Consider the following 17,578-nt stretch of genomic DNA (forward strand, 5'->3'; position numbering starts at 1 on the left):
CGCGGATAATTCATCAGTAGGTGAAAAGGGGGTGGTGCGATGAAGCGAACGGCACAGCTCGTAGGCGCGCTCGCCGTGCTGGCGCTGGTGGTGTTCACCCTGCGCGACAAGCTGCCCGCCCCGGCCGACGTCGGGCACGCGCTGGCCGATGCCGACCCGCGCTGGCTGCTCGCGGCCGCCGTCGCCGAAATCGTCTCCATGGGCATGTTCGCCCGCCAGCAGCGCCGCCTGCTCACCGCGTTCGGCGTACGGCTCCCCCTGCGACGCGCCATCGCGCTGTCCTACAGCCGGTCGGCCATCTCGATCAGCCTTCCCGCCGGTTCCGCGGTCTCCGCGGCCTACGCGTTCCGCCAGTTCCGCGCCGGAGGAGCCAGCCGCGCCGCCGCGACCGCCGTCATGGTGTTGTCCGGGCTGCTCTCCGCGCTCGGGCTGGCGCTGTTGTACGCGACGTCCGCGGTCACCGCCGTGTGGCACGCCAGCCCGCTGCTGTTCGGCACGGGCACGGTCGTGGTGCTGGTGATCGCGGCGTGGCTCGTGCGCGCCCAACGGCATCCGCACCCCGGACGCCACCTGCCGCGCTGGCGGCTGCTCCGGCCGGTCACCGAAGCCATCGACACGTCCCGGTCGGTCGCGCCCCGGCACTGGGCGCTCGCCCTGGCCGCGGCCGTCGCGAACTGGCTCACCGACCTGCTGTGCCTCGCCGCCGCCGCGCGGGCGTTCGGCATCGGCACCGGCCTGCTCGAAATCGCCACGATCTACCTCACCGTGCAGCTCGTGCGGCAGATTCCGCTGACCCCGGGCGGGATCGGCGTGATCGAGGTGAGCCTGCTCGCCGGGCTCGTCTCCACCGGTGCCGGCGATTCCGCGAGCGCGGCCGCCGTGCTCGCCTACCGGCTGCTGTCCTGCTGGCTCATCATTCCGGTCGGCCTGCTGTGCTGGCTGCTGCTGCGCGGCTCAAAGGTCGTAGGTGGCGCCCTGCTCGACCAGGACGGCACCGGGGAACTCGGCACCGGCCTCGGCGAGGATCGCGCCGGCATCGCTCCACGGCGCGACATGGGTGATCAGCAGCCTGCCCACACCCGCGCGGCGCGCCAGCTCGCCCGCCTGCTTGCCGGACAGGTGCACACCGGCCGGCCGTTCCGGGGCGTCGGTCCAGCTCGCTTCCGACAGCAGGACGTCGACGCCCGCGACCAGCTCGTCGAGGGTGTCGCAGGGGCCGGTGTCACCGGTGTAGGCGAACGTCCGGCCGCCATGGCTGATCCGTAGCCCGAACGCCGCCGTCGGGTGCTCGACCGGTACCGCCGTCACCTCGAACGGCCCGACCCGCACCGGGTGTCCCGCCAGCTCGCTGAACTCGAACACGTCGGACAGATCGGTCTCGGCCAGCTCCACGTCGTTGGGCGCGTACAGGCTCGCCAGCCGTCCCGGCGCGTTGTCCGGCGCGTACACGGGAAGTCTCTTCGCGCGCGGGTCGTAGGGCGGCTCTGGGTGATACCGCCGCAGCACGGTCAGCGCGCCGAAATCGGCGCAGTGGTCCGGGTGCAGGTGGGTCAGCAGCAACGCGCCGAGGTCGAACGGGTCGTGCCGCGTCTGCAGTTCGGCGAAGGTGCCGTTGCCGAAGTCCACGCCGAGCAGGAAGCCCTCCGCCTCGAGGACGTACCCCGAAGCGGCCTTGCCCGGACCGGGAACACTGCCCGAGCAGCCGAGGATCGTCAGTCGCACGAGCGCCACCCTGCCATGTCAGCGGGTGACGGGCATCAGGACACCTGGTGCGAAGCCCATGAACCGCTGCGCGAGCCTGGCGAACGGCTCGGGCGAACCGGTCGCGACGAACTCGTGGGCGGGCTCCGTGTCGCGTTCGGCGAGCAGATCGCGTTCGGTCAGCACCCGCACCACGTCCTTGGCGGTCTCCTCGGCGCTGGACACGAGCGTCACCTCCGGGCCCATCACGATCTGCAGCACGCCGGTGAGCAGTGGGTAGTGCGTGCAGCCGAGCACCAGCGTGTCCACCTCGGCGCGCAACAGCGGTTCCAGATAGCCCTGCGCGAGGCCGAGGATCTGGCGGCCCGAGGTGATGCCCCGCTCGACGAAATCGACGAACCGCGGGCACGCGACGGTGGTGAGCCGGACGTCGCGGGCGGCGGCGAACGCGTCCTCGTAGGCGCGGGAGCGGATCGTGCCGGTCGTGCCGATCACGCCGATCCGGCCGGTGTGCGTGGCCACGACCGCGCGCCGCGCCGCGGGCAGGATGACCTCGAAAACCGGCACGTCGTAGCGTTCCCGCGCGTCACGCAGGCAGGCCGCCGACGCCGTGTTGCAGGCGATCACCAGCGCCTTCACGCCGTCGGCGACGAGGTTGTCCAGCGCGTCCAGTGCGAGTTCGCGGGCGCGGGCGATGGGCAGCGGGCCGTAGGGGTTGTGCGCGGTGTCGCCGACGTAGCGGAGCTGTTCCCGCGGCAGCTGGTCGAGCAGGGCACGGGCGACGGTCAGACCGCCGACACCGGAATCGAACACGCCAATCGGAGCCTCGCGGGAGATCACCCTTTGGAGGTTACTGCGGCGCTACGCGTCTCCGTCGGGGGCGGTGCCGGGGCGGCGGCCCGGATTACCGGCCGCCTTCTTCGCCTTGGCCCGGTCCGAACGAGCCGCGAGCCATGCCGCCAGGATGCCGCCCAGTGCCCCGAACACGTGTGCCTGCCAGGAGATCCCCGGATTGCCCGGCAGCAGCCCCCACAGTGTGCCGCCCCACAGCAGCAACAGCACCGCGGCCACGACGAGCTGGCCGAACGCGCGGTTGAACACGCCGCGGACGAGCAGGTACGCCAGCCAGCCGAACGCGAGCCCCGACGCGCCGATCGTCGAGGTGCCCGTGTCCCCCGTGAGCCACACACCGAGCCCGCTGACCACCCAGATCAGCCCGGTCACGGCGAACCAGCGGGCGAGCCCGGTCGCCATCGCGAGGAACCCGAACACCAGCACCGGGATCGTGTTGCCGAACAGGTGCGCCCAGCTGCCGTGCAGCATCGGTGCCCAGATGATGCCGTCGAGCCCGGACAGCGTGCGCGGCACCACGCCCTCGCTGTTGAGCCGTCCGTGCAACGCCGAGTCGACCAGCTCCACGAGGTAGAGCAGGACGGTGAACGACAGCACGACGACGGCGGCCGCCTTGGGCTGCGCGGGAAGTATTCGCTTCGACTGATCCGGGTGCGTCGCCGGGGGCGTCGGCAAGCTGCTCATAGCTTCCAAACTAAGCGAACCCCATGGTCACAGCCTCGGGAGAAAACCCTGATTTTCCAAGCCGTGGCTCAAGCAAATAACTCCCAGTGAGGTTTAGCTTCCACGGCGTTGACGCTCCGCTTACATACGGGAAACACCGCGGCGGTTTTCTGGACGGGTATCCCACCACGAGCTGGAGGAATCCGTGGCGAGCATCTACGAGCAGATCGGCGGTCAGGAAGCTCTGATCGCCGTCGTCGACGACTTCTACGTCCGCGTCCTCGCGGACCCGGAGCTGGCGCCGTTCTTCAAGGGCACCAACATGCCGCGGCTGAAGGGCATGCAGGTCGAGTTCTTCGCCGGCGCGCTGGGCGGTCCCGACGCCTACAGCGGCCGGTCGATGAAGGACGTGCACCGGGGTCGCGGCATCGAGCAGCACCACTTCGACCTCGTGGCCAAGCACCTGACCGAGGCGCTGCTGGCCGCGGGCGTGCCGCAGGAACTCGTCGACACCATCATCGGCGCGATCGCGCCGCTGTCCGGCGACATCGTGGCGTCCTCGGCGGCGTGACACGTCCCGTGCGGGACCCCCTCCACGGCCGGGTCCCGCACGGCAACGACGTCAGGCCCAGAGTTGTCCGTCCAGGCGGGCGGCGGCCTCGTCGAGGGTGCCGCTGTAGGCGCCCGTGGACAGGTACTTCCAGCCGGCGTCGGCGACGATGAACGCGATGTCGGCCTTCTCGCCCTTGGCGGCGACCTTCTCGGCCGTGCCCAGCGCCGCGTGCAGCACCGCGCCGGTGGAGATCCCGGCGAAAATCCCCTCGTGCTCCAGCAGCTCACGGGTGCGGCGCAACGCGTCGTACGCGCCGACGGAGTAGCGGCCGTTGAGCACCTCGGGTTCGTACAGTTCCGGCACGAACCCCTCGTCGAGGTTGCGCAGGCCGTACACAAGCTCCCCGTAGCGCGGCTCGGCCGCGATGATCTGCACATCCGGCTTCTGTTCGTGCAGGTACCGGCCGACACCGACGAGCGTGCCGGTGGTGCCGAGACCACCCACGAAGTGCGTGATCGTCGGCAGGTCCTTGAGCAGCTCGGGGCCGGTGCCGCGGTAGTGCGCGTCCGGATTGGCCGGATTGCCGTACTGGTAGAGCATGACCCAGTCCGGGTTCTGCTCGGCCAGTTCCTTCGCCCGGCGCACGGCCTCGTTGGAGCCGCCCGCGGCGGGCGAGAAGACGATCCGCGCGCCGTAGGCCTGCAGCAGCTGCCTGCGCTCGTCAGAGGTGTTCTCCGGCATCACGCAGATCAGGCCGTAGCCCTTGAGCTTGGCGGCCATGGCGAGCGAGATACCGGTGTTACCCGAGGTCGGTTCCAGGATCGTCGAACCCCGGCGCAGCCTGCCCTCACGCTCGGCGGTCTCGATCATGGCCAGCGCGGGCCGGTCCTTGATCGAACCGGTGGGGTTGCGGTCCTCGAGCTTGGCCCACAGGCGCACGTCGTGCGTCGGGGACAGCCTCGGCAGCCCCACCAGCGGGGTACCGCCGAGGCTGTCGAGCAGCGATTCGTAGCGAGCCATCAGCTCAGCGTGCGCCGCCGGCGACCGCGGGCAGGATCGTCACGGTGTCGCCGTCCTTGACCTCGGCGTCCAGGCCACCGGCGAAGCGCACGTCCTCGTCGTTGACGTAAACGTTCACGAAGCGGTGCAGCTTGTCCTCCTTGACCAGGCGTGCCTTGAGTCCCGCGTGCCGGGACTCGATGTCGTCGAGCACTTCGAGCACCGTCTTACCGGACGCCTCGACGGCCTTCTCGCCACTGGTGTGGGTGCGCAGAATGGTCGGGATGGACACGGTCACGGCCATAGTGGGTTACCTCCGCTTGGTTTCTTAATGGCAGACGTTCTGGCAGGTCGCGTTTATTCCGCACTGTCGACGATCTCGACCGGCTCCTCGGTGATTTCGCCGTCGACGATCCGGAAGGAGCGGAACTCGTGCTGCTCGGGGTCTCTGGTGGAGACCAGCACGTAGTGCGCATCGGGTTCGGAGGCGTAGGACACGTCGGTGCGCGACGGGTAGGCCTCGGTCGCCGTGTGCGAGTGGTAGATCACGACCGGTACCTCGTCGTTCGCGTCCATCTCGCGGTACAGCTTGAGCAGGTCGGCGGAGTCGAACTCGTAGAAGGTGGGCGAGCGCGCCGCGTTGAGCATCGGGATGTAGCGCTCGGGCCGGTCGGAGCCCTCGGGCCCGGCGATGACCCCGCACGCCTCGTCGGGATGGTCCCGGCGGGCGTGCGAGACGATCTCGTCTACGAGTTCACGGCGGATCCGAAGCACGCCGACCATCTTACGTGCCGGACATTGAGCGTTCACAGAGTGAGACTCAGCACGTCGCAACGCCCAACTCGCCCGCACAGAACCCCCAACTCGCGACCTCCCACCCCGCGCGAGTCCGGGGTTGCCGGTGCGCGAGTTGAGGGTTGCGCGTGCGCGAGTCCGGGGTTGCGTGTGCGCGTGGGCGGGCAGGCGGGGACGCCTTCGGCGGCCAGCACGCCTCGGACCGTCGCGCGGGCGAACACCCGCGCCGCGGCGGAGCCACCGTTGCAGTCCGGGCACGGGCCTGTCGAACGCGGCGACCGCGAGGTGGTGCTGGACGTAGCGAAACCACTCACCACGAACCAGTCGGCGACCGCCTGCCGGTCGAGAAGCAACGAGTCCACCCGGGCGCATCGCGCGATTTCACGGCGGGTGGTCACTGTCAGTCGAGCGCGCATCTCGTCGCCGTGCGGTTCCCCGAAGTGGGTGTTCAGCTGGTCGTCATGCACGACAAGTCCGTGCACGACCGCCCGCCGTTACGGCTTGAAGGCCTCTGGCCAGACGTTCCGGTACGCGGGCAGGCCCGGGACGCCTTCGGCGGCCAGCACGCCGCGAACCATCGCGCGGGCGAACACCCGCGCCGCGGCCGAGCACAGGGTGTCCAGTGCCGCCGCGCGGGTCGCGGTGCCGAACGGGCCCTGGTCGGCAGGCAGCTCCCGCGCCCCGGTGGCCAGCGCGAAGACCGTGTCCCCGTCGAACATCGTGTGCGCCGGCCGCACCGCGCGGGCCAGGCCGTCCTGCGCGCCGACGGCCAGCCGCCGGCATTCGGCCTTCGACAGGTCCGCGTCGACCGCCACCACGCCGATCGTCGTGTTCAGGTCCGTCCGCGCCGCGGGCACCTCACCCGGACGCCCCGGCCAGCTGACCCCGAAGTCCCCATGGTCCGCGGCGTACGGCTCGCCCGTCGCCAACCGCACCGCTTCGCCCGCCGCGTTGACCACCGCCAGCGCTCCCACGGTGAACCCGTCGACGACCTCGCTCGCGCTGCCGACCCCGCCCTTGAGCGAGCCGACCTTCGCGCCCGCGCCGGCGCCCACCGTGCCCTCCGCGACCGGCCCGCCGCCCGCCGCGGCACAAGCGGCGTACCCGAAGGACGCGTCCGGCCGGTTGCCCCACTCGCTGCGCGGCAGGTCGAAGATCACCGCCGCGGGCACGATCGGCACCACCTCGTGCGGCTTCACACCGACCCGGTATCCGAGGTCCCGCTCCCCCAGCCACCTCATGACACCGTCGGCGGCCGCGAGCCCGTAGGCGCTGCCGCCGGAAAGACACACCGCGTTGACCCGCCGCACCAGGTTCTCCGGTTCGAGCAGGTTCGTCTCCCGAGTGCCGGGCGCGCCGCCACGCTGGTCGACCGCGCCCGTCGCACCGTCCGGTACGAGCACGACCGTGGTACCCGTCGCCCAGCCCGGCTCGACCCGCTGGTGGTGCCCGACGAGCACCCCCGGCACGTCGGTGATCATCCGGTCAGCGCCTCGACGAGGCTCTCCTGCACCCAGGTCAGCCAGTGGTAGACGCCCAGATGCGGCGAGCGCGGATCGTCCTCGGGCAGCTCGTCCGGCATGTCCTCGCTGACATCCAGCGCCGTGCCCAGCGCCAGCCGCACGTCGTTGAGCGCCGAGAGCCACGCGTCGGCCTCCTCGAACGTCAGCCGCACATCGCCGCCGTCCCTCGGCAGCGTCTGCATGACCACCTGCGCGACACCGACCTTCGCGTCGAGGACTTCCGGCTCGTGCAGCGACCGCAACGCGCTCGCCGAGTCCAGGTCCTCTTGGCTGGGACTGTCCGGGTCCAGCTTGTGGTAGTCCGGCAGCAGCCGCGAGAGCACCGGATCGTTCGGCGACTCCGACGGGCCCGTGCGGATCCCGGTCAGCTCGGCCAGCGGATCCTGCGGCGCCTCCTCGGCGCGCGCCTTGAGCATGTCCTCGAGCTGGCTCACCAGCCCGCGCAGCACCGCGGCCTCCTGCTGTTCGAATCCGGCGGTGACCCGGCCGCCCCTGCGGCGCCACGATTTCACGAGGGCTGCTCCATCGTCGCCCAGAGCCCGGCCGCGTGCAGCCTCGTCACGTCCGCCTCGACTTTCTCCTTGGAACCGGACGACACGATCGCCCTGCCCTTGTGGTGCACGTCCAGCATCAGCTTGGTGGCGTGATCCCGGCTGTACCCGAACAGCTTCTGAAACACATACGTCACGTAGGACATGAGGTTGACAGGGTCGTTCCAGACGACGGTCTGCCACGGACTGTCCTCGGCACCGAGGTCGGCCCCGGCTGGTTCGGCCTGCGTCTGTTCAGCTTCGACAGGCGTGGTCATACCGACATGTTGTCACGGAACCGGCACGCCGTGGGCCACCGGCCGGTCCGTTCGGGTGAGCATGGCCGTCACCTCATAGTCTGATCGCATGGCTTCGCCCGAGACACAGAGCAGCACGGCGCTGCTGACCGACCACTACGAGCTCACCATGCTCGCCAGCGCCCTCGCCGACGGCACCGGCGACCGCCCGTGTGTGTTCGAGGTGTTCGCTCGCCGGCTGCCGGACGGGCGGCGCTACGGCGTGGTCGCGGGCACCGCGCGGGTCCTGGACGCGATCGCCGACTTCCGTTTCACCGACGCCGAGATCACCCAGCTCGCCACGACCGCGGTGGTGGACGACGCGACGCTGGCGTGGCTGGCCGACTACGAGTTCTCCGGTGACATCGACGGCTACCCCGAAGGCGAGCTGTACTTCCCCGGTTCGCCGATCATGACGGTGCGCGCAACCTTCTCCGAAGCCGTGATGCTGGAGACGCTGGTGCTGTCGATCCTCAACCACGACAGCGCGATCGCGTCCGCGGCGGCGCGGATGTCCGCCGCCGCGCACGGCAGGCCGATCATCGAGATGGGCGGCCGCCGCACGCACGAATGGGCCGCCGTGGCCGCCGCCCGCTCCGCCTACCTCGCCGGGTTCGCGACCACGTCGAACCTGGAGGCCGGGCGCCGCTACGGGATTCCGACGCGCGGCACGGTCGCGCACGCGTTCATGCTGTTGCACGACACCGAAGAGGACGCGTTCCGCGCGCAGGTGGAGAAGATGGGCGCGGACACCACACTGCTGGTGGACACCTACGACATCACCCAGGGCATCGAGACCGCGGTGCGCGTCGCCGGTACCGAGCTGGGCGCCATCCGCATCGACTCCGGTGACGTCGGCGTGCTCGCCCGCAAGGCCCGTGAGCAGCTGGACTCCCTCGGCGCGAAGGACACCCGCATCGTCGTCTCCGGCGATCTCGACGAGCACGCCATCGCGGCGCTGCGGGCCGAGCCCGTCGACGCGTACGGTGTGGGCACGTCCGTGGTCACCGGTTCCGGCGCGCCGACCGCGAGCATGGTCTACAAACTGGTCGAGGTGGACGGCAAACCGGTCGCCAAGCGCAGCGAGAACAAGGCTTCGCGCGGTGGCCGCAAGAGCGCGCTGCGGCGGCACAAGCCGACCGGCACCGCGCTGGAGGAGCTCGTGTTCGGCGCCGACGCGCCGCCGGCGGCGCAGCCGCACGACCGCGAACTGCCGATCGAGCTGATGCGCGGAGGTCAGCCGGTGGAGGGTCTGCCCACGCTGGACGACGCGCGGCAGCGGCTGCGGCAGGGTCTGGTGAGCCTGCCGTGGGAGGGCCTGAAACTCTCGCACGGCGAGCCCGCGATCCCCACGGTCTTTCCCGAGGAGCAGCGATGAGCAACGCACTGATCGTGGTCGACGTGCAGAACGACTTCTGCGAAGGCGGTTCGCTAGCGGTGACCGGCGGCGCCGACACGGCCGCGAAGATCACCTCGCGGCTCGCCGAGGGCGGTTACACGCACGTCGTCGCCACCCGCGACTACCACATCGATCCGGGCGCGCACTTCAGCGACGAACCGGATTTCGTGCGCTCCTGGCCCCGGCACTGCGAGGCGGGCACCGCGGGCGCGTCGTTTCATCCCGCGCTCGACGTCGGCCCGATCTCGGCGGTGTTCTCCAAGGGCCAGTACAGCGACGGTTATTCGGGCTTCGAGGGCCACACCGAAGCGGGCGAGGACCTGGCGAGCTGGCTGCGCGAGCGCGACGTCACCGACGTCGACGTGGCCGGCATCGCGACCGACCACTGCGTGCGCGCGACGTCGCTGGACGCGGCGCGCGCCGGGTTCCGGGTGCGGGTGCTGCTGGAGCTGACCGCCGGGGTCGCGCAACCGACCGTGGACAAGGCATTGGACGAGCTGCGCGCGGCGGGCGTGGCGCTCACCGGCACCCCGCGGGTCGGCTGATGCGGGCCGCGTTGAAGAAGCACAACATCGCCTTCCGCGAACGCCTGGCGGCGACCAGGCTCATCGCGATCCTGCGGGCCGAGGACACCGAGTACTTCGCCGATGTCGCGCAGGTGCTCTACGACTGCGGTGTCCGCGCGATCGAGGCGACGCTGACGACGCCGGGCGCGCTGGACGCGATCGCCGCGATGCAGGTGGAACTCGGGCCGGACACGATGGTCGGCGCGGGCAGCGTCCGCACGGTGTCCGATGTGGACAGTTGCGCCGCGGTCGGCGCGGACTTCCTCGTCACGCCGACGTTCTCGGCCGAGGTGCTGGAGCGCGCACAGCGGTACGCGATCCCGGTGGTGTGCGGGGCGCTGACGCCGACCGAGATCGACGGCGCGTGGCGGCACGGCGCGGCCGTGGTCAAGGTGTTCCCCGCCGCGCAGGCGGGTGGCCCGGCCTACGTCCAGGCCGTGCACGCACCGCTGCCGGAGATCCCGCTCGTGCCTACGGGCGGGGTGACGCTCGACGACGTGGACGCCTACCTCGGCGCGGGCGCGTTCGCCGTCGCGGCGGCGTCCCCGCTGATCGGGAACGCCACCTGCGGCGGACGCCTCGACGAACTGAGCGAGCGCGCCTCCCGGTTCGTGACCACGGCGGGCAAGTTCGCCTAGGGCGTTGTCGCGAGCGGCGGAGCCGGCACGGTCAATTCCCGTGCGGGTCGGCGGCGTTGAGGGTGGCCACGACCCGGTCGTAGTCGCCGCGGGCTTCGCCGTAGCGCAGGAACTTCACGTTCTCGACCTGGATCTCCTTGACGCCCGGCTGCGATTCCAGCAGCGACACGACCTCGGTGACGAACGCGTCGAGCGGCATCGCCCATTCGCTGGACTCCTGCCCCGGCAGCAGCGACGTGCGCACCGCGGGCGGCTCCAGCTCGACGATCTTCACGCTCGTGTCGGCCAGCTGGAGGCGGATCGACTCGCTGAGCATGTGGATCGCGGCCTTCGACGCGTTGTAGCTCGGGGTGGCCTTCAGCGGCGCGAACGCCAGTCCCGAGGACACCGTGACGATCGTGGCGTCCGGCTGCGCCTGCAGGTGCTCGATGAACGCGGCGATGAGCCGGACCGGGCCGAGCACGTTGGTCATGATCACCGATTCGGCCGAGGCGAGGAACTGCTCCGGCTTGTGCCAGTCCTCGATCTTCATGATGCCGGCCATCGCGACCAGCACGTTGAGCCGCGGGTGCTTGGCCAGCACCTCCTTGGCCGCGGCCTCGATGCTCGCCGCGTCGGTGGTGTCGATCCGCACGGTGTCGATGCCGGAGTGCTCGGCGGCGATCCGGTCGAGCAACTCGGTGCGCCGCCCGCCGACGATGATCTTGTTGCCCTTGGCCTGGAGTTCGACGGCGAGGGCGAGGCCGATACCGCTGGTGGCGCCGGGGATGAAGATCGTGTTGCCTGAAATGTTCATGCCTTGATCGTCGCGCGGAACGCGGGGGAGGTGCAGAGAGCACTCATCGGGGGATCCGCGATCCCTGTTCGCGTGCGGGGCGGGCACGGATACTGGTGGCATGGATCGTGCGGCACTGGCGGCCTTTCTGCGCCGCCGCCGGGAGGAACTGCGGCCGGAGGACGTCGGGCTCGCCCCCGGCGCGCGGCGCAGGACCGCGGGGCTCCGGCGGGAAGAGGTCGCGGCGCTGGCCGCGATGTCGACCGACTACTACACGCGGCTGGAACAGCAGCGCGGCCCGCAGCCCAGCGAGCAGATGCTGACCTCGCTGGCCCGCACGCTCCGGTTGAGCACGCACGAACGCGACTACCTGTTCCGGGTGGCCGGACGGAACGCGCCCTCACCCGCGTCCGCGTCCACACACGTCGCGCCCGCGCTGCTGCGGGTGCTGGACCGGCTCTCCGACACCCCGGCGCTGATCCTGTCGAACCTCGGCGAAACCCTGGTCCAGAACCGGATGGCCGAGGCGCTTTTCGGCGACCGGTCCGGCTACACCGGGCTCGCGCGCAGCGAGATCTACCGCTGGTTCACCGATCCCGCCGAGCGGCTGCGTTATCCCGAGCACGATCGCGACCGGCAGAGCAGGGCCCAGGTGGCGAACCTGCGTGCCGCCTACGGCTCGCTCGGCCCGGATTCGCGTGCCGGGGAGATCGTCCGTGCGCTGCAGAAGGAGAGCGCCGAGTTCGCCGGCCTGTGGGAGCGGCACGAGGTGGCCAAACGCTTCGAGGACCACAAGACGCTCGTGCATCCCGAACTCGGCCCGATCGAGGTGGACTGCCAGGTGCTGTTCACCGAGGACCAGTCGCAGGCGCTGCTCGTGCTCACCGCCGACCCGCGCTCCGAGGACGCCGAGAAGCTCAAGCTGCTCGGCGTCCTCGGGCACGAGCGGTTCACCGGCGCGCGGCCGGGCTGAGCTACAGCCCGGCGAACGGGGCGCAGGTCGCCGAGCCGACCAGGATGTCGCCCGAGGCGGGCCCGCCCTGGGGGAACAGCTTGATGTGCAGCGCGTTGGTGACCAGGCTGCCGTCGGCCGGGGTGGGCACGATCAGCTCGTTGAGCACGATCTCGGCCATCGGCGGCGCGTCCGCCGTCTTGCCGGGGATGGTCGTGGTGTAGTTCGCCGGGATGTTCTGGGGCACCGTGAACCCGCTGACGGCGCCCAGTTCCATGTAGCCGCTGCTGCCGTTCTGCGTGGTGTCGCAGCCGGCCTTGAACGTGCGGACCGTGATCACCGGGCCGCCGAACTGCCGCAGCACCGAGGTCTCGAACCGCTGGCCCTCGACCTTGACGCTCGCGGTGCCGTTGGGGTTGCGGGTGCACGTGGTGGTACCCAGCCCGTACTTGGTCTTGGTGCCCACCGTGACCGGGTCGGTGCGGTTGTCCGGCTTGGTGTCCACCGTGCACGGCGCGATCGGGTCCGAGTGCGCCGAGGCCTGGCCGACGGTGATGTCGACGGCCCCGATGGAGCCCGCGCCGCCGGCGGTGTTCTGGTCCGCTCGCGCCGTGGCGGGCACCACCGCCAGGCACATCGCCGCCGCCACGATTCGCATGGCTCGCGCCATGGCCTCTCCTCTCGCCGGGTAAGAACTCCCTTCTCGACATCGGCCGGGCACCCGCACACCCTGACCCGGAGCTGCCGATACCACTCGGTCGTGTGGATCTTCACGGCGTGACGAACACGACTTGTGCCACCGCGGCGGGCCGGGCCGAACTAGCGTGCGAAACAGGTTTCTCGTGATCTGTGGAGGTTTCCGTGTCTTCGCTGTCCATCGCCGGCCGTCGTGCCGTGCTCGCCGATCTCGTTCCCGGTGCGCTCGTCCGCGACATCCTGCTCGTCGCCGGCGGTGCCGGGCTGACGGGTCTCGCCGCGCAGATCGCGGTGCCGGTGCCGGGCAGCCCGGTGCCCATGACCGGGCAGACGTTCGCCGCGCTGCTGGTGGGCGCCGCGCTCGGCTGGCGGCGCGGGGCCGCGTCGATGCTGCTGTACCTGCTCGTGGGGGCCGCCGGTGTGCCGTGGTTCCAGCACGGCACCGCGGGCATGGCCGGTGCGAGCGCCGGTTACATCGTCGGGTTCGTCCTCGCCGGGGCGCTCGTCGGCGCGCTCGCCGGACGCGGCGGGGACCGGACGCCACTGCGCACGGCGGGCACGATGGTGCTCGGCAACCTCGCGATCTACGTGGTCGGCGTGTCCTGGCTGATGGCCGCGACCGGGATGGGGCTGGGCACGGCCCTGGACAAGGGCGTCGCACCGTTCCTGATCGGTGACGCGGTCAAGATCGTGCTGGCGGCCGCGCTGCTGCCCGCCGCGTGGGCGCTGGCGAACCGCCGCGAGCACTGAGCGAATTCTGACGGAGGGGGCCGGTAACGTTGGGTCCCGTGCCCGCCCCCTCCGATATCCCCGGTGTCAACGAACTCCTCAGCCATGCCGTGGAGGCGCTCGGCGGCGCCGAGCGTGCGGGCCAGGTCGAGATGGCCGAGGCCGTCGGGCGTGCGCTGCGCACCGGGGAACACCTGGCCGTGCAGGCGGGCACCGGCACCGGGAAGTCGCTGGCGTATCTGGTGCCCGCGATCCGGCACGCGATCGTCAAGGACACCACGGTCGTCGTGTCCACCGCGACCATCGCGTTGCAGCGCCAGCTCGTCGACCGGGATCTGCCGCGCCTGGCCAAGGCGCTGAAGAAACCGCTGGGCCACGAGCCCTCGTTCGCGATTCTCAAGGGCCGCCGCAACTACCTGTGCCTGCACCGGCTCGACTCGGGCGCGCCGGAGGAACCCGAGGATCCCGGCCTGTTCGACCCGTTCGCGGTGTCGCGGCTGGGCAAGGAGGTCGGGCGCCTGCGCGACTGGGCCTCCGACACCGAGACCGGCGACCGTGACGAGCTCGTACCGGGCGTCTCGGACCAGGCATGGCGGCAGGTTTCGGTGACCGCGCGGGAATGTCTCGGCGTCTCGCGCTGCCCGATCGGCACCGACTGCTTCGCGGAGCGGGCCCGCGCCGAGGCCGGGCGCGCCGACGTGGTCGTCACCAACCACGCACTGCTCGCGATCGACGCGTTGCAGGGCTACCAGGTGCTGCCGGAGCACGACCTGGTGATCGTGGACGAGGCGCACGAGCTGGTCGACCGGGTCACGTCGGTGGCCACCGGTGAGCTGACCGCGTCGATGGTCGCGATCGCCGTGCGCCGCTGCGGCAAGCTGATCGACGCCGACATCGCCGACCGGCTGCAGGAGTCCAGCGAGGGCCTCGGGATCATCATCGAGGACCTCGCGCCAGGGCGGATGGACACGCTGCCCAAACCACTGTCCGGCGCGGTCACCGCGGTGCGGGACGCGGCCCGCGCGTGCATCACCGCGCTCGGCGGCGACCGCAAGGAGGACGTCGAGGAGGCCACGGCGCGCAAGCTCGCCCGGTCGCAGCTGGAGGAAGTACACGACACGGCCGCCAGGCTGCTGGAGGCTTTCGACGACGACACGGCCCACCAGCGGGACGTGGTGTGGCTCTCGGCCGACCGGTTCGGGATGAGCAACCGGCCCCCGTCGCTGCACGTGGCGCCGCTGTCGGTGGCGGGCCTGTTGCGGGAGCGGGTGTTCGGCCAGACCACGACGGTGCTGACCTCGGCCACCCTGACGCTCGGCGGCGAGTTCGACACGCTCGCCCGGCAGTGGGGGCTGCCGTCGGCCCAGGCGAAGGCGGAGAAGGCGCCGGGCACCGCCACGGACAAGGAGGCCCCCTCCGACGACGCGACGCTCAAATGGACGGGCATCGACGTCGGCTCCCCGTTCGACCACCGCAAGAACGGGATTCTGTACATCGCCAAGCATCTGCCCGCTCCCGGCCGCGACGGGCTCGCACCGTCCACTTTGGACGAGATCGCGGAGCTGATCGACGCTGCGGGCGGGCGCACGCTGGGCCTGTTCTCGTCCATGCGGGCGGCGAAACAGGCCACCGAGGAACTGCGGGACCGGGTGAAATACCCGATCCTGTGCCAGGGCGATGACTCCACCTCGCTACTGGTCGCGAAGTTCGCCGAGGACGCCAGGACGTGCTTGTTCGGCACGTTGTCGTTGTGGCAGGGCGTCGATGTGCCGGGGCCTTCGCTGCAACTGGTGATCGTGGACCGGATCCCGTTCCCCCGGCCCGACGATCCGGTGCAGTCGGCGCGGCAACGGGCCGTGGAAGCACGTGGCGGCAACGGATTCCTGACCGTCGCGGCGACGCACGCGGCGCTGCTGCTGGCGCAGGGCACCGGCCGTTTGCACCGGTCGGTCGGCGACCGCGGTGTGGTCGCGGTGCTGGATTCGCGGCTGGCCACGGCGCGCTACGGGGGTTTTCTGAAGGCCTCGCTGCCGCCGTTCTGGCCCACGACGGATCCGGAAGTGGCACGTGGGGCGCTGCGCAGGCTGGACGCCGCGGCCCCGGCATAAGACGCGAATCGGCACGGCGCTACGGTGGCACGAACGGCCACATCGAAGGAGCACCGTGTCCCAGGACTCGCCTCACGCGAAATCGCGTTCGGTCAGTGTCGACGACATCGGGGTGCGCCGTCAGCTCGCCGACGGGAGCGAGGAGTCGGTCACCTGGGCGGAGCTCTCCGCCGTGGTAATCAGAGTGATCCCCGAAGGCCCGTGGAAAGAGGACGTCTTCCTGATGCTCGCGGGCCCCGACGGCACCGGCACGGCCGTGCCCAGCGGCGACCCGGCGGCCGACGCCCTGATCGAGCGCCTGCAGAGCCTGCCCGGCTTCGACAACGACAAGTTCGTCGAGGCGATGACCACCGACGCCGACGAGGCCTACGTCGTCTGGAAAGCCGAAGCCGCGAAGTAACCCCGCCGCTTCGCCGTGCGGGAGTACCTCACGGTCTCGGCGTCCTCAGTTCTTCCTGGGTTCGGTGAGGCGGGCCAGTTCGCGCTGGACGGCGTCGAGCCGGGCCTGCAGCAACGCGACCTCGGCGGTCAGCAGCGGCACCAGGGTCGCCTCGTCGGTGTCGGCGAGTTCGGCGTCCGGCACGATTCCGGGCTCGTCGGCCACGACCGGCGTGCCGGCGAGCAACCGGCTGAAGGCCTCGAACGACACGATGCGCCTGCGGCCGGCGCAGCTCGTGCACACCGGGAGCAGCCGCCGCCAGCCCACCAGGCCCTCGCCCATGTCGGCGAGAAGCTGCGCCTGCTGCCCACAGCCGCAGCGGCCGACGCGCACCTTCGTCACGCGCTGCCGCTCGTAGCGCAGCCCGCGCTCGTACCGGATGTAGCGGCCCGACGCGACGATCTCCAGCAGTACCGCGTACCGGTAGTCCGGATCGCAGGTCAGAGCGCGCGCGTCGGCGATCGCGTGCAGGCAGTAGAAGCCGCAGTCGCACCACCGGGCGGGACTGCGGTGCGACGCGCCCTGGGCGCATTCGGCGTCCGCGATCACCCGGTACGCCCGGGTGCGGCCCAGGCTCACCCCGCTGAAACCACCGCTCGTGCCATCGACGGAGATCATCGGATGCGCCAGCTTGAACCCCGGCAACGGCTCCGCCGACCGCTCCTTGGGGGCGCGGAAGCGAGGCATCCGATCAGCGGTCGGCCGGTACGGTCACCACTGGTTCCGGGATCTCGGTCTCGACGGCGGGCGTCTCCGGTTCCGCCTGGACCGGCGTCACGTCGGCGACCGAATCGACGGCTTCGCCCGTGGACAACAGCTTTCCGAGTCTCATCAGAGCCTCCCCGCGTGTGTGCCTTACTCCAGCTTGATCGGCCACCTGGGGTTTTGTCCAGCCCTGGAACCAGTTCCGCCCCGAAAAGCGTCAGCCGAGGGGAAGTTCCTCGGTCACCGGGATGGCTTTCTTGAGCGTGCGGCTCACGGTGCACAGCCGCTCGATCGCCCTGTCCACGGCGACCGCGAGGTCCGCGCGCTCACGCTCGCCGATCGCGGAGAGGTCCACGTCGAACCGCACGTGCACGGCATCCAGCTCCGACGCGCCTTCCCGCCGGTCGGCGGAGACCTCGACCCGGAACTTCGAATCCTCTCCCACCCGACGCGTGATCAGGTTTTCCGCGGTCACCGCCGCGCACCCGGCCGCCGCGATCTGCAACAGCTCCGCCGGCGAGAACACGCCCGGCGCGCCCTTGCGGCCGATCCGCACCTGGCCGCCACGCTCGTTGCGCCCGACGAACTCGTGCTCGCCTTCACGCCGAACGTCCAGTCCCATCCCGGCTCCCTCCATCGCGTCCGCATCCGCTGCAACC

General features: G+C 70.9%; 22 protein-coding genes and 1 pseudogene. 9 read left to right on the forward strand and 14 right to left on the reverse strand.

The window, feature by feature from the left end; translation table 11 throughout:
- Positions 1–39 precede the first annotated feature (39 nt).
- Positions 40–915: pseudogene (locus HFP15_RS18230) on the forward strand (lysylphosphatidylglycerol synthase transmembrane domain-containing protein); the annotation flags it as partial.
- 39 nt (positions 916–954) lie between these two features.
- Here the strand turns inward: HFP15_RS18230 and HFP15_RS18235 are convergent.
- From HFP15_RS18235 to HFP15_RS18245, 3 genes are read right to left on the reverse strand one after another with little or no spacing between them, the layout of a single operon-like run.
- Positions 955–1,722 (reverse strand): MBL fold metallo-hydrolase, encoded by a 768-nt coding sequence (locus tag HFP15_RS18235; protein WP_168517144.1) that lies wholly within the window; start codon positions 1,720–1,722, stop codon positions 955–957.
- Between the two features lie 18 nt (positions 1,723–1,740).
- Positions 1,741–2,541, reverse strand: coding sequence for a glutamate racemase (gene murI / locus HFP15_RS18240; RefSeq protein ID WP_168517146.1), 801 nt, complete (start codon positions 2,539–2,541; stop codon positions 1,741–1,743).
- Positions 2,542–2,562: 21 nt separating this feature from the next.
- Complete coding sequence (locus HFP15_RS18245; protein WP_168517148.1) at positions 2,563–3,237, reverse strand: rhomboid family intramembrane serine protease; 675 nt, start codon at positions 3,235–3,237, stop codon at positions 2,563–2,565.
- Positions 3,238–3,421: 184 nt separating this feature from the next.
- On the opposite strand from HFP15_RS18245, the gene HFP15_RS18250 reads away from it, so the two are divergent.
- Positions 3,422–3,787: a group I truncated hemoglobin gene (locus HFP15_RS18250; protein ID WP_168517150.1), complete on the forward strand. Its 366-nt coding sequence runs from the start codon at positions 3,422–3,424 to the stop codon at positions 3,785–3,787.
- A gap of 51 nt (positions 3,788–3,838) precedes the next feature.
- Here HFP15_RS18250 and HFP15_RS18255 read toward each other — a convergent pair whose 3' ends face one another.
- The 6 genes from HFP15_RS18255 to clpS form a co-directional block, all read right to left on the reverse strand.
- Entirely contained in the window at positions 3,839–4,789 is a 951-nt protein-coding gene (locus tag HFP15_RS18255; RefSeq protein WP_168517152.1) for a PLP-dependent cysteine synthase family protein, read from the reverse strand.
- Positions 4,790–4,793: 4 nt separating this feature from the next.
- The gene (locus tag HFP15_RS18260; RefSeq protein ID WP_168517154.1) at positions 4,794–5,072 is read right to left on the reverse strand and encodes a MoaD/ThiS family protein; all 279 of its coding nucleotides are present in this window, start codon (positions 5,070–5,072) and stop codon (positions 4,794–4,796) included.
- Between the two features lie 53 nt (positions 5,073–5,125).
- The gene (locus HFP15_RS18265; protein ID WP_312871639.1) at positions 5,126–5,542 is read right to left on the reverse strand and encodes a M67 family metallopeptidase; all 417 of its coding nucleotides are present in this window, start codon (positions 5,540–5,542) and stop codon (positions 5,126–5,128) included.
- A gap of 515 nt (positions 5,543–6,057) precedes the next feature.
- The gene (locus HFP15_RS18270; protein WP_168517158.1) at positions 6,058–7,044 is read right to left on the reverse strand and encodes a P1 family peptidase; all 987 of its coding nucleotides are present in this window, start codon (positions 7,042–7,044) and stop codon (positions 6,058–6,060) included.
- The gene (locus HFP15_RS18275; RefSeq protein WP_168517160.1) at positions 7,041–7,598 is read right to left on the reverse strand and encodes a DUF2017 domain-containing protein; all 558 of its coding nucleotides are present in this window, start codon (positions 7,596–7,598) and stop codon (positions 7,041–7,043) included. The genes HFP15_RS18270 and HFP15_RS18275 overlap by 4 nt, the downstream gene beginning before the upstream one ends.
- A complete protein-coding gene (gene clpS / locus HFP15_RS18280; protein WP_168517162.1) occupies positions 7,595–7,894 on the reverse strand; it encodes an ATP-dependent Clp protease adapter ClpS in 300 nt (99 codons plus the stop codon). The genes HFP15_RS18275 and clpS overlap by 4 nt, the downstream gene beginning before the upstream one ends.
- A gap of 88 nt (positions 7,895–7,982) precedes the next feature.
- Here clpS and HFP15_RS18285 point away from each other — a divergent pair, with 88 nt between their 5' ends.
- Genes HFP15_RS18285 through HFP15_RS18295 form a run of 3 tightly spaced genes read left to right on the forward strand, consistent with a single transcriptional unit; the run spans position 7,983 to position 10,515 of the window.
- The gene (locus tag HFP15_RS18285) at positions 7,983–9,290 is read left to right on the forward strand and encodes a nicotinate phosphoribosyltransferase (RefSeq protein WP_168517164.1); all 1,308 of its coding nucleotides are present in this window, start codon (positions 7,983–7,985) and stop codon (positions 9,288–9,290) included.
- Positions 9,287–9,856 carry a nicotinamidase gene (locus tag HFP15_RS18290; RefSeq protein ID WP_168517166.1) on the forward strand — a complete coding sequence of 190 codons (570 nt, stop codon included), beginning with the start codon at positions 9,287–9,289 and terminating at the stop codon, positions 9,854–9,856. The genes HFP15_RS18285 and HFP15_RS18290 overlap by 4 nt, the downstream gene beginning before the upstream one ends.
- Positions 9,856–10,515 carry a bifunctional 4-hydroxy-2-oxoglutarate aldolase/2-dehydro-3-deoxy-phosphogluconate aldolase gene (locus HFP15_RS18295; protein ID WP_168517168.1) on the forward strand — a complete coding sequence of 220 codons (660 nt, stop codon included), beginning with the start codon at positions 9,856–9,858 and terminating at the stop codon, positions 10,513–10,515. The genes HFP15_RS18290 and HFP15_RS18295 overlap by 1 nt, the downstream gene beginning before the upstream one ends.
- Positions 10,516–10,546: 31 nt before the next feature.
- On the opposite strand, the gene HFP15_RS18300 is transcribed toward HFP15_RS18295, so the two are convergent.
- Positions 10,547–11,311, reverse strand: coding sequence for an SDR family oxidoreductase (locus HFP15_RS18300; RefSeq protein WP_168517170.1), 765 nt, complete (start codon positions 11,309–11,311; stop codon positions 10,547–10,549).
- A 100-nt stretch (positions 11,312–11,411) separates the two neighbouring features.
- Here HFP15_RS18300 and HFP15_RS18305 point away from each other — a divergent pair, with 100 nt between their 5' ends.
- Positions 11,412–12,263 (forward strand): helix-turn-helix transcriptional regulator, encoded by an 852-nt coding sequence (locus tag HFP15_RS18305; protein WP_168517172.1) that lies wholly within the window; start codon positions 11,412–11,414, stop codon positions 12,261–12,263.
- Position 12,264: 1 nt separating this feature from the next.
- Here HFP15_RS18305 and HFP15_RS18310 read toward each other — a convergent pair whose 3' ends face one another.
- Positions 12,265–12,912: a hypothetical protein gene (locus HFP15_RS18310; RefSeq protein ID WP_168517174.1), complete on the reverse strand. Its 648-nt coding sequence runs from the start codon at positions 12,910–12,912 to the stop codon at positions 12,265–12,267.
- Positions 12,913–13,103: 191 nt separating this feature from the next.
- Here HFP15_RS18310 and HFP15_RS18315 point away from each other — a divergent pair, with 191 nt between their 5' ends.
- From HFP15_RS18315 to HFP15_RS18325, 3 genes are read left to right on the forward strand one after another with little or no spacing between them, the layout of a single operon-like run.
- Positions 13,104–13,688 carry a biotin transporter BioY gene (locus tag HFP15_RS18315; RefSeq protein WP_168517177.1) on the forward strand — a complete coding sequence of 195 codons (585 nt, stop codon included), beginning with the start codon at positions 13,104–13,106 and terminating at the stop codon, positions 13,686–13,688.
- Between the two features lie 38 nt (positions 13,689–13,726).
- Positions 13,727–15,775 (forward strand): ATP-dependent DNA helicase, encoded by a 2,049-nt coding sequence (locus HFP15_RS18320; RefSeq protein ID WP_168517179.1) that lies wholly within the window; start codon positions 13,727–13,729, stop codon positions 15,773–15,775.
- A gap of 55 nt (positions 15,776–15,830) precedes the next feature.
- Positions 15,831–16,175 (forward strand): hypothetical protein, encoded by a 345-nt coding sequence (locus HFP15_RS18325; protein WP_168517181.1) that lies wholly within the window; start codon positions 15,831–15,833, stop codon positions 16,173–16,175.
- Positions 16,176–16,220: 45 nt separating this feature from the next.
- Here HFP15_RS18325 and HFP15_RS18330 read toward each other — a convergent pair whose 3' ends face one another.
- From HFP15_RS18330 to HFP15_RS18340, 3 genes are all read right to left on the reverse strand, one after another.
- Positions 16,221–16,901, reverse strand: a complete 681-nt coding sequence (locus tag HFP15_RS18330) for a hypothetical protein (RefSeq protein WP_168517183.1) — start codon at positions 16,899–16,901, stop codon at positions 16,221–16,223.
- Positions 16,902–16,905: 4 nt separating this feature from the next.
- Positions 16,906–17,046 (reverse strand): hypothetical protein, encoded by a 141-nt coding sequence (locus HFP15_RS18335; protein ID WP_168517185.1) that lies wholly within the window; start codon positions 17,044–17,046, stop codon positions 16,906–16,908.
- A 90-nt stretch (positions 17,047–17,136) separates the two neighbouring features.
- The gene (locus HFP15_RS18340) at positions 17,137–17,541 is read right to left on the reverse strand and encodes an OsmC family protein (RefSeq protein WP_168517187.1); all 405 of its coding nucleotides are present in this window, start codon (positions 17,539–17,541) and stop codon (positions 17,137–17,139) included.
- Positions 17,542–17,578: the final 37 nt, after the last annotated feature.

The sequence above is a fragment of the Amycolatopsis acididurans genome (assembly GCF_012328925.1).
Lineage (GTDB): Bacteria > Actinomycetota > Actinomycetes > Mycobacteriales > Pseudonocardiaceae > Amycolatopsis_E > Amycolatopsis_E acididurans.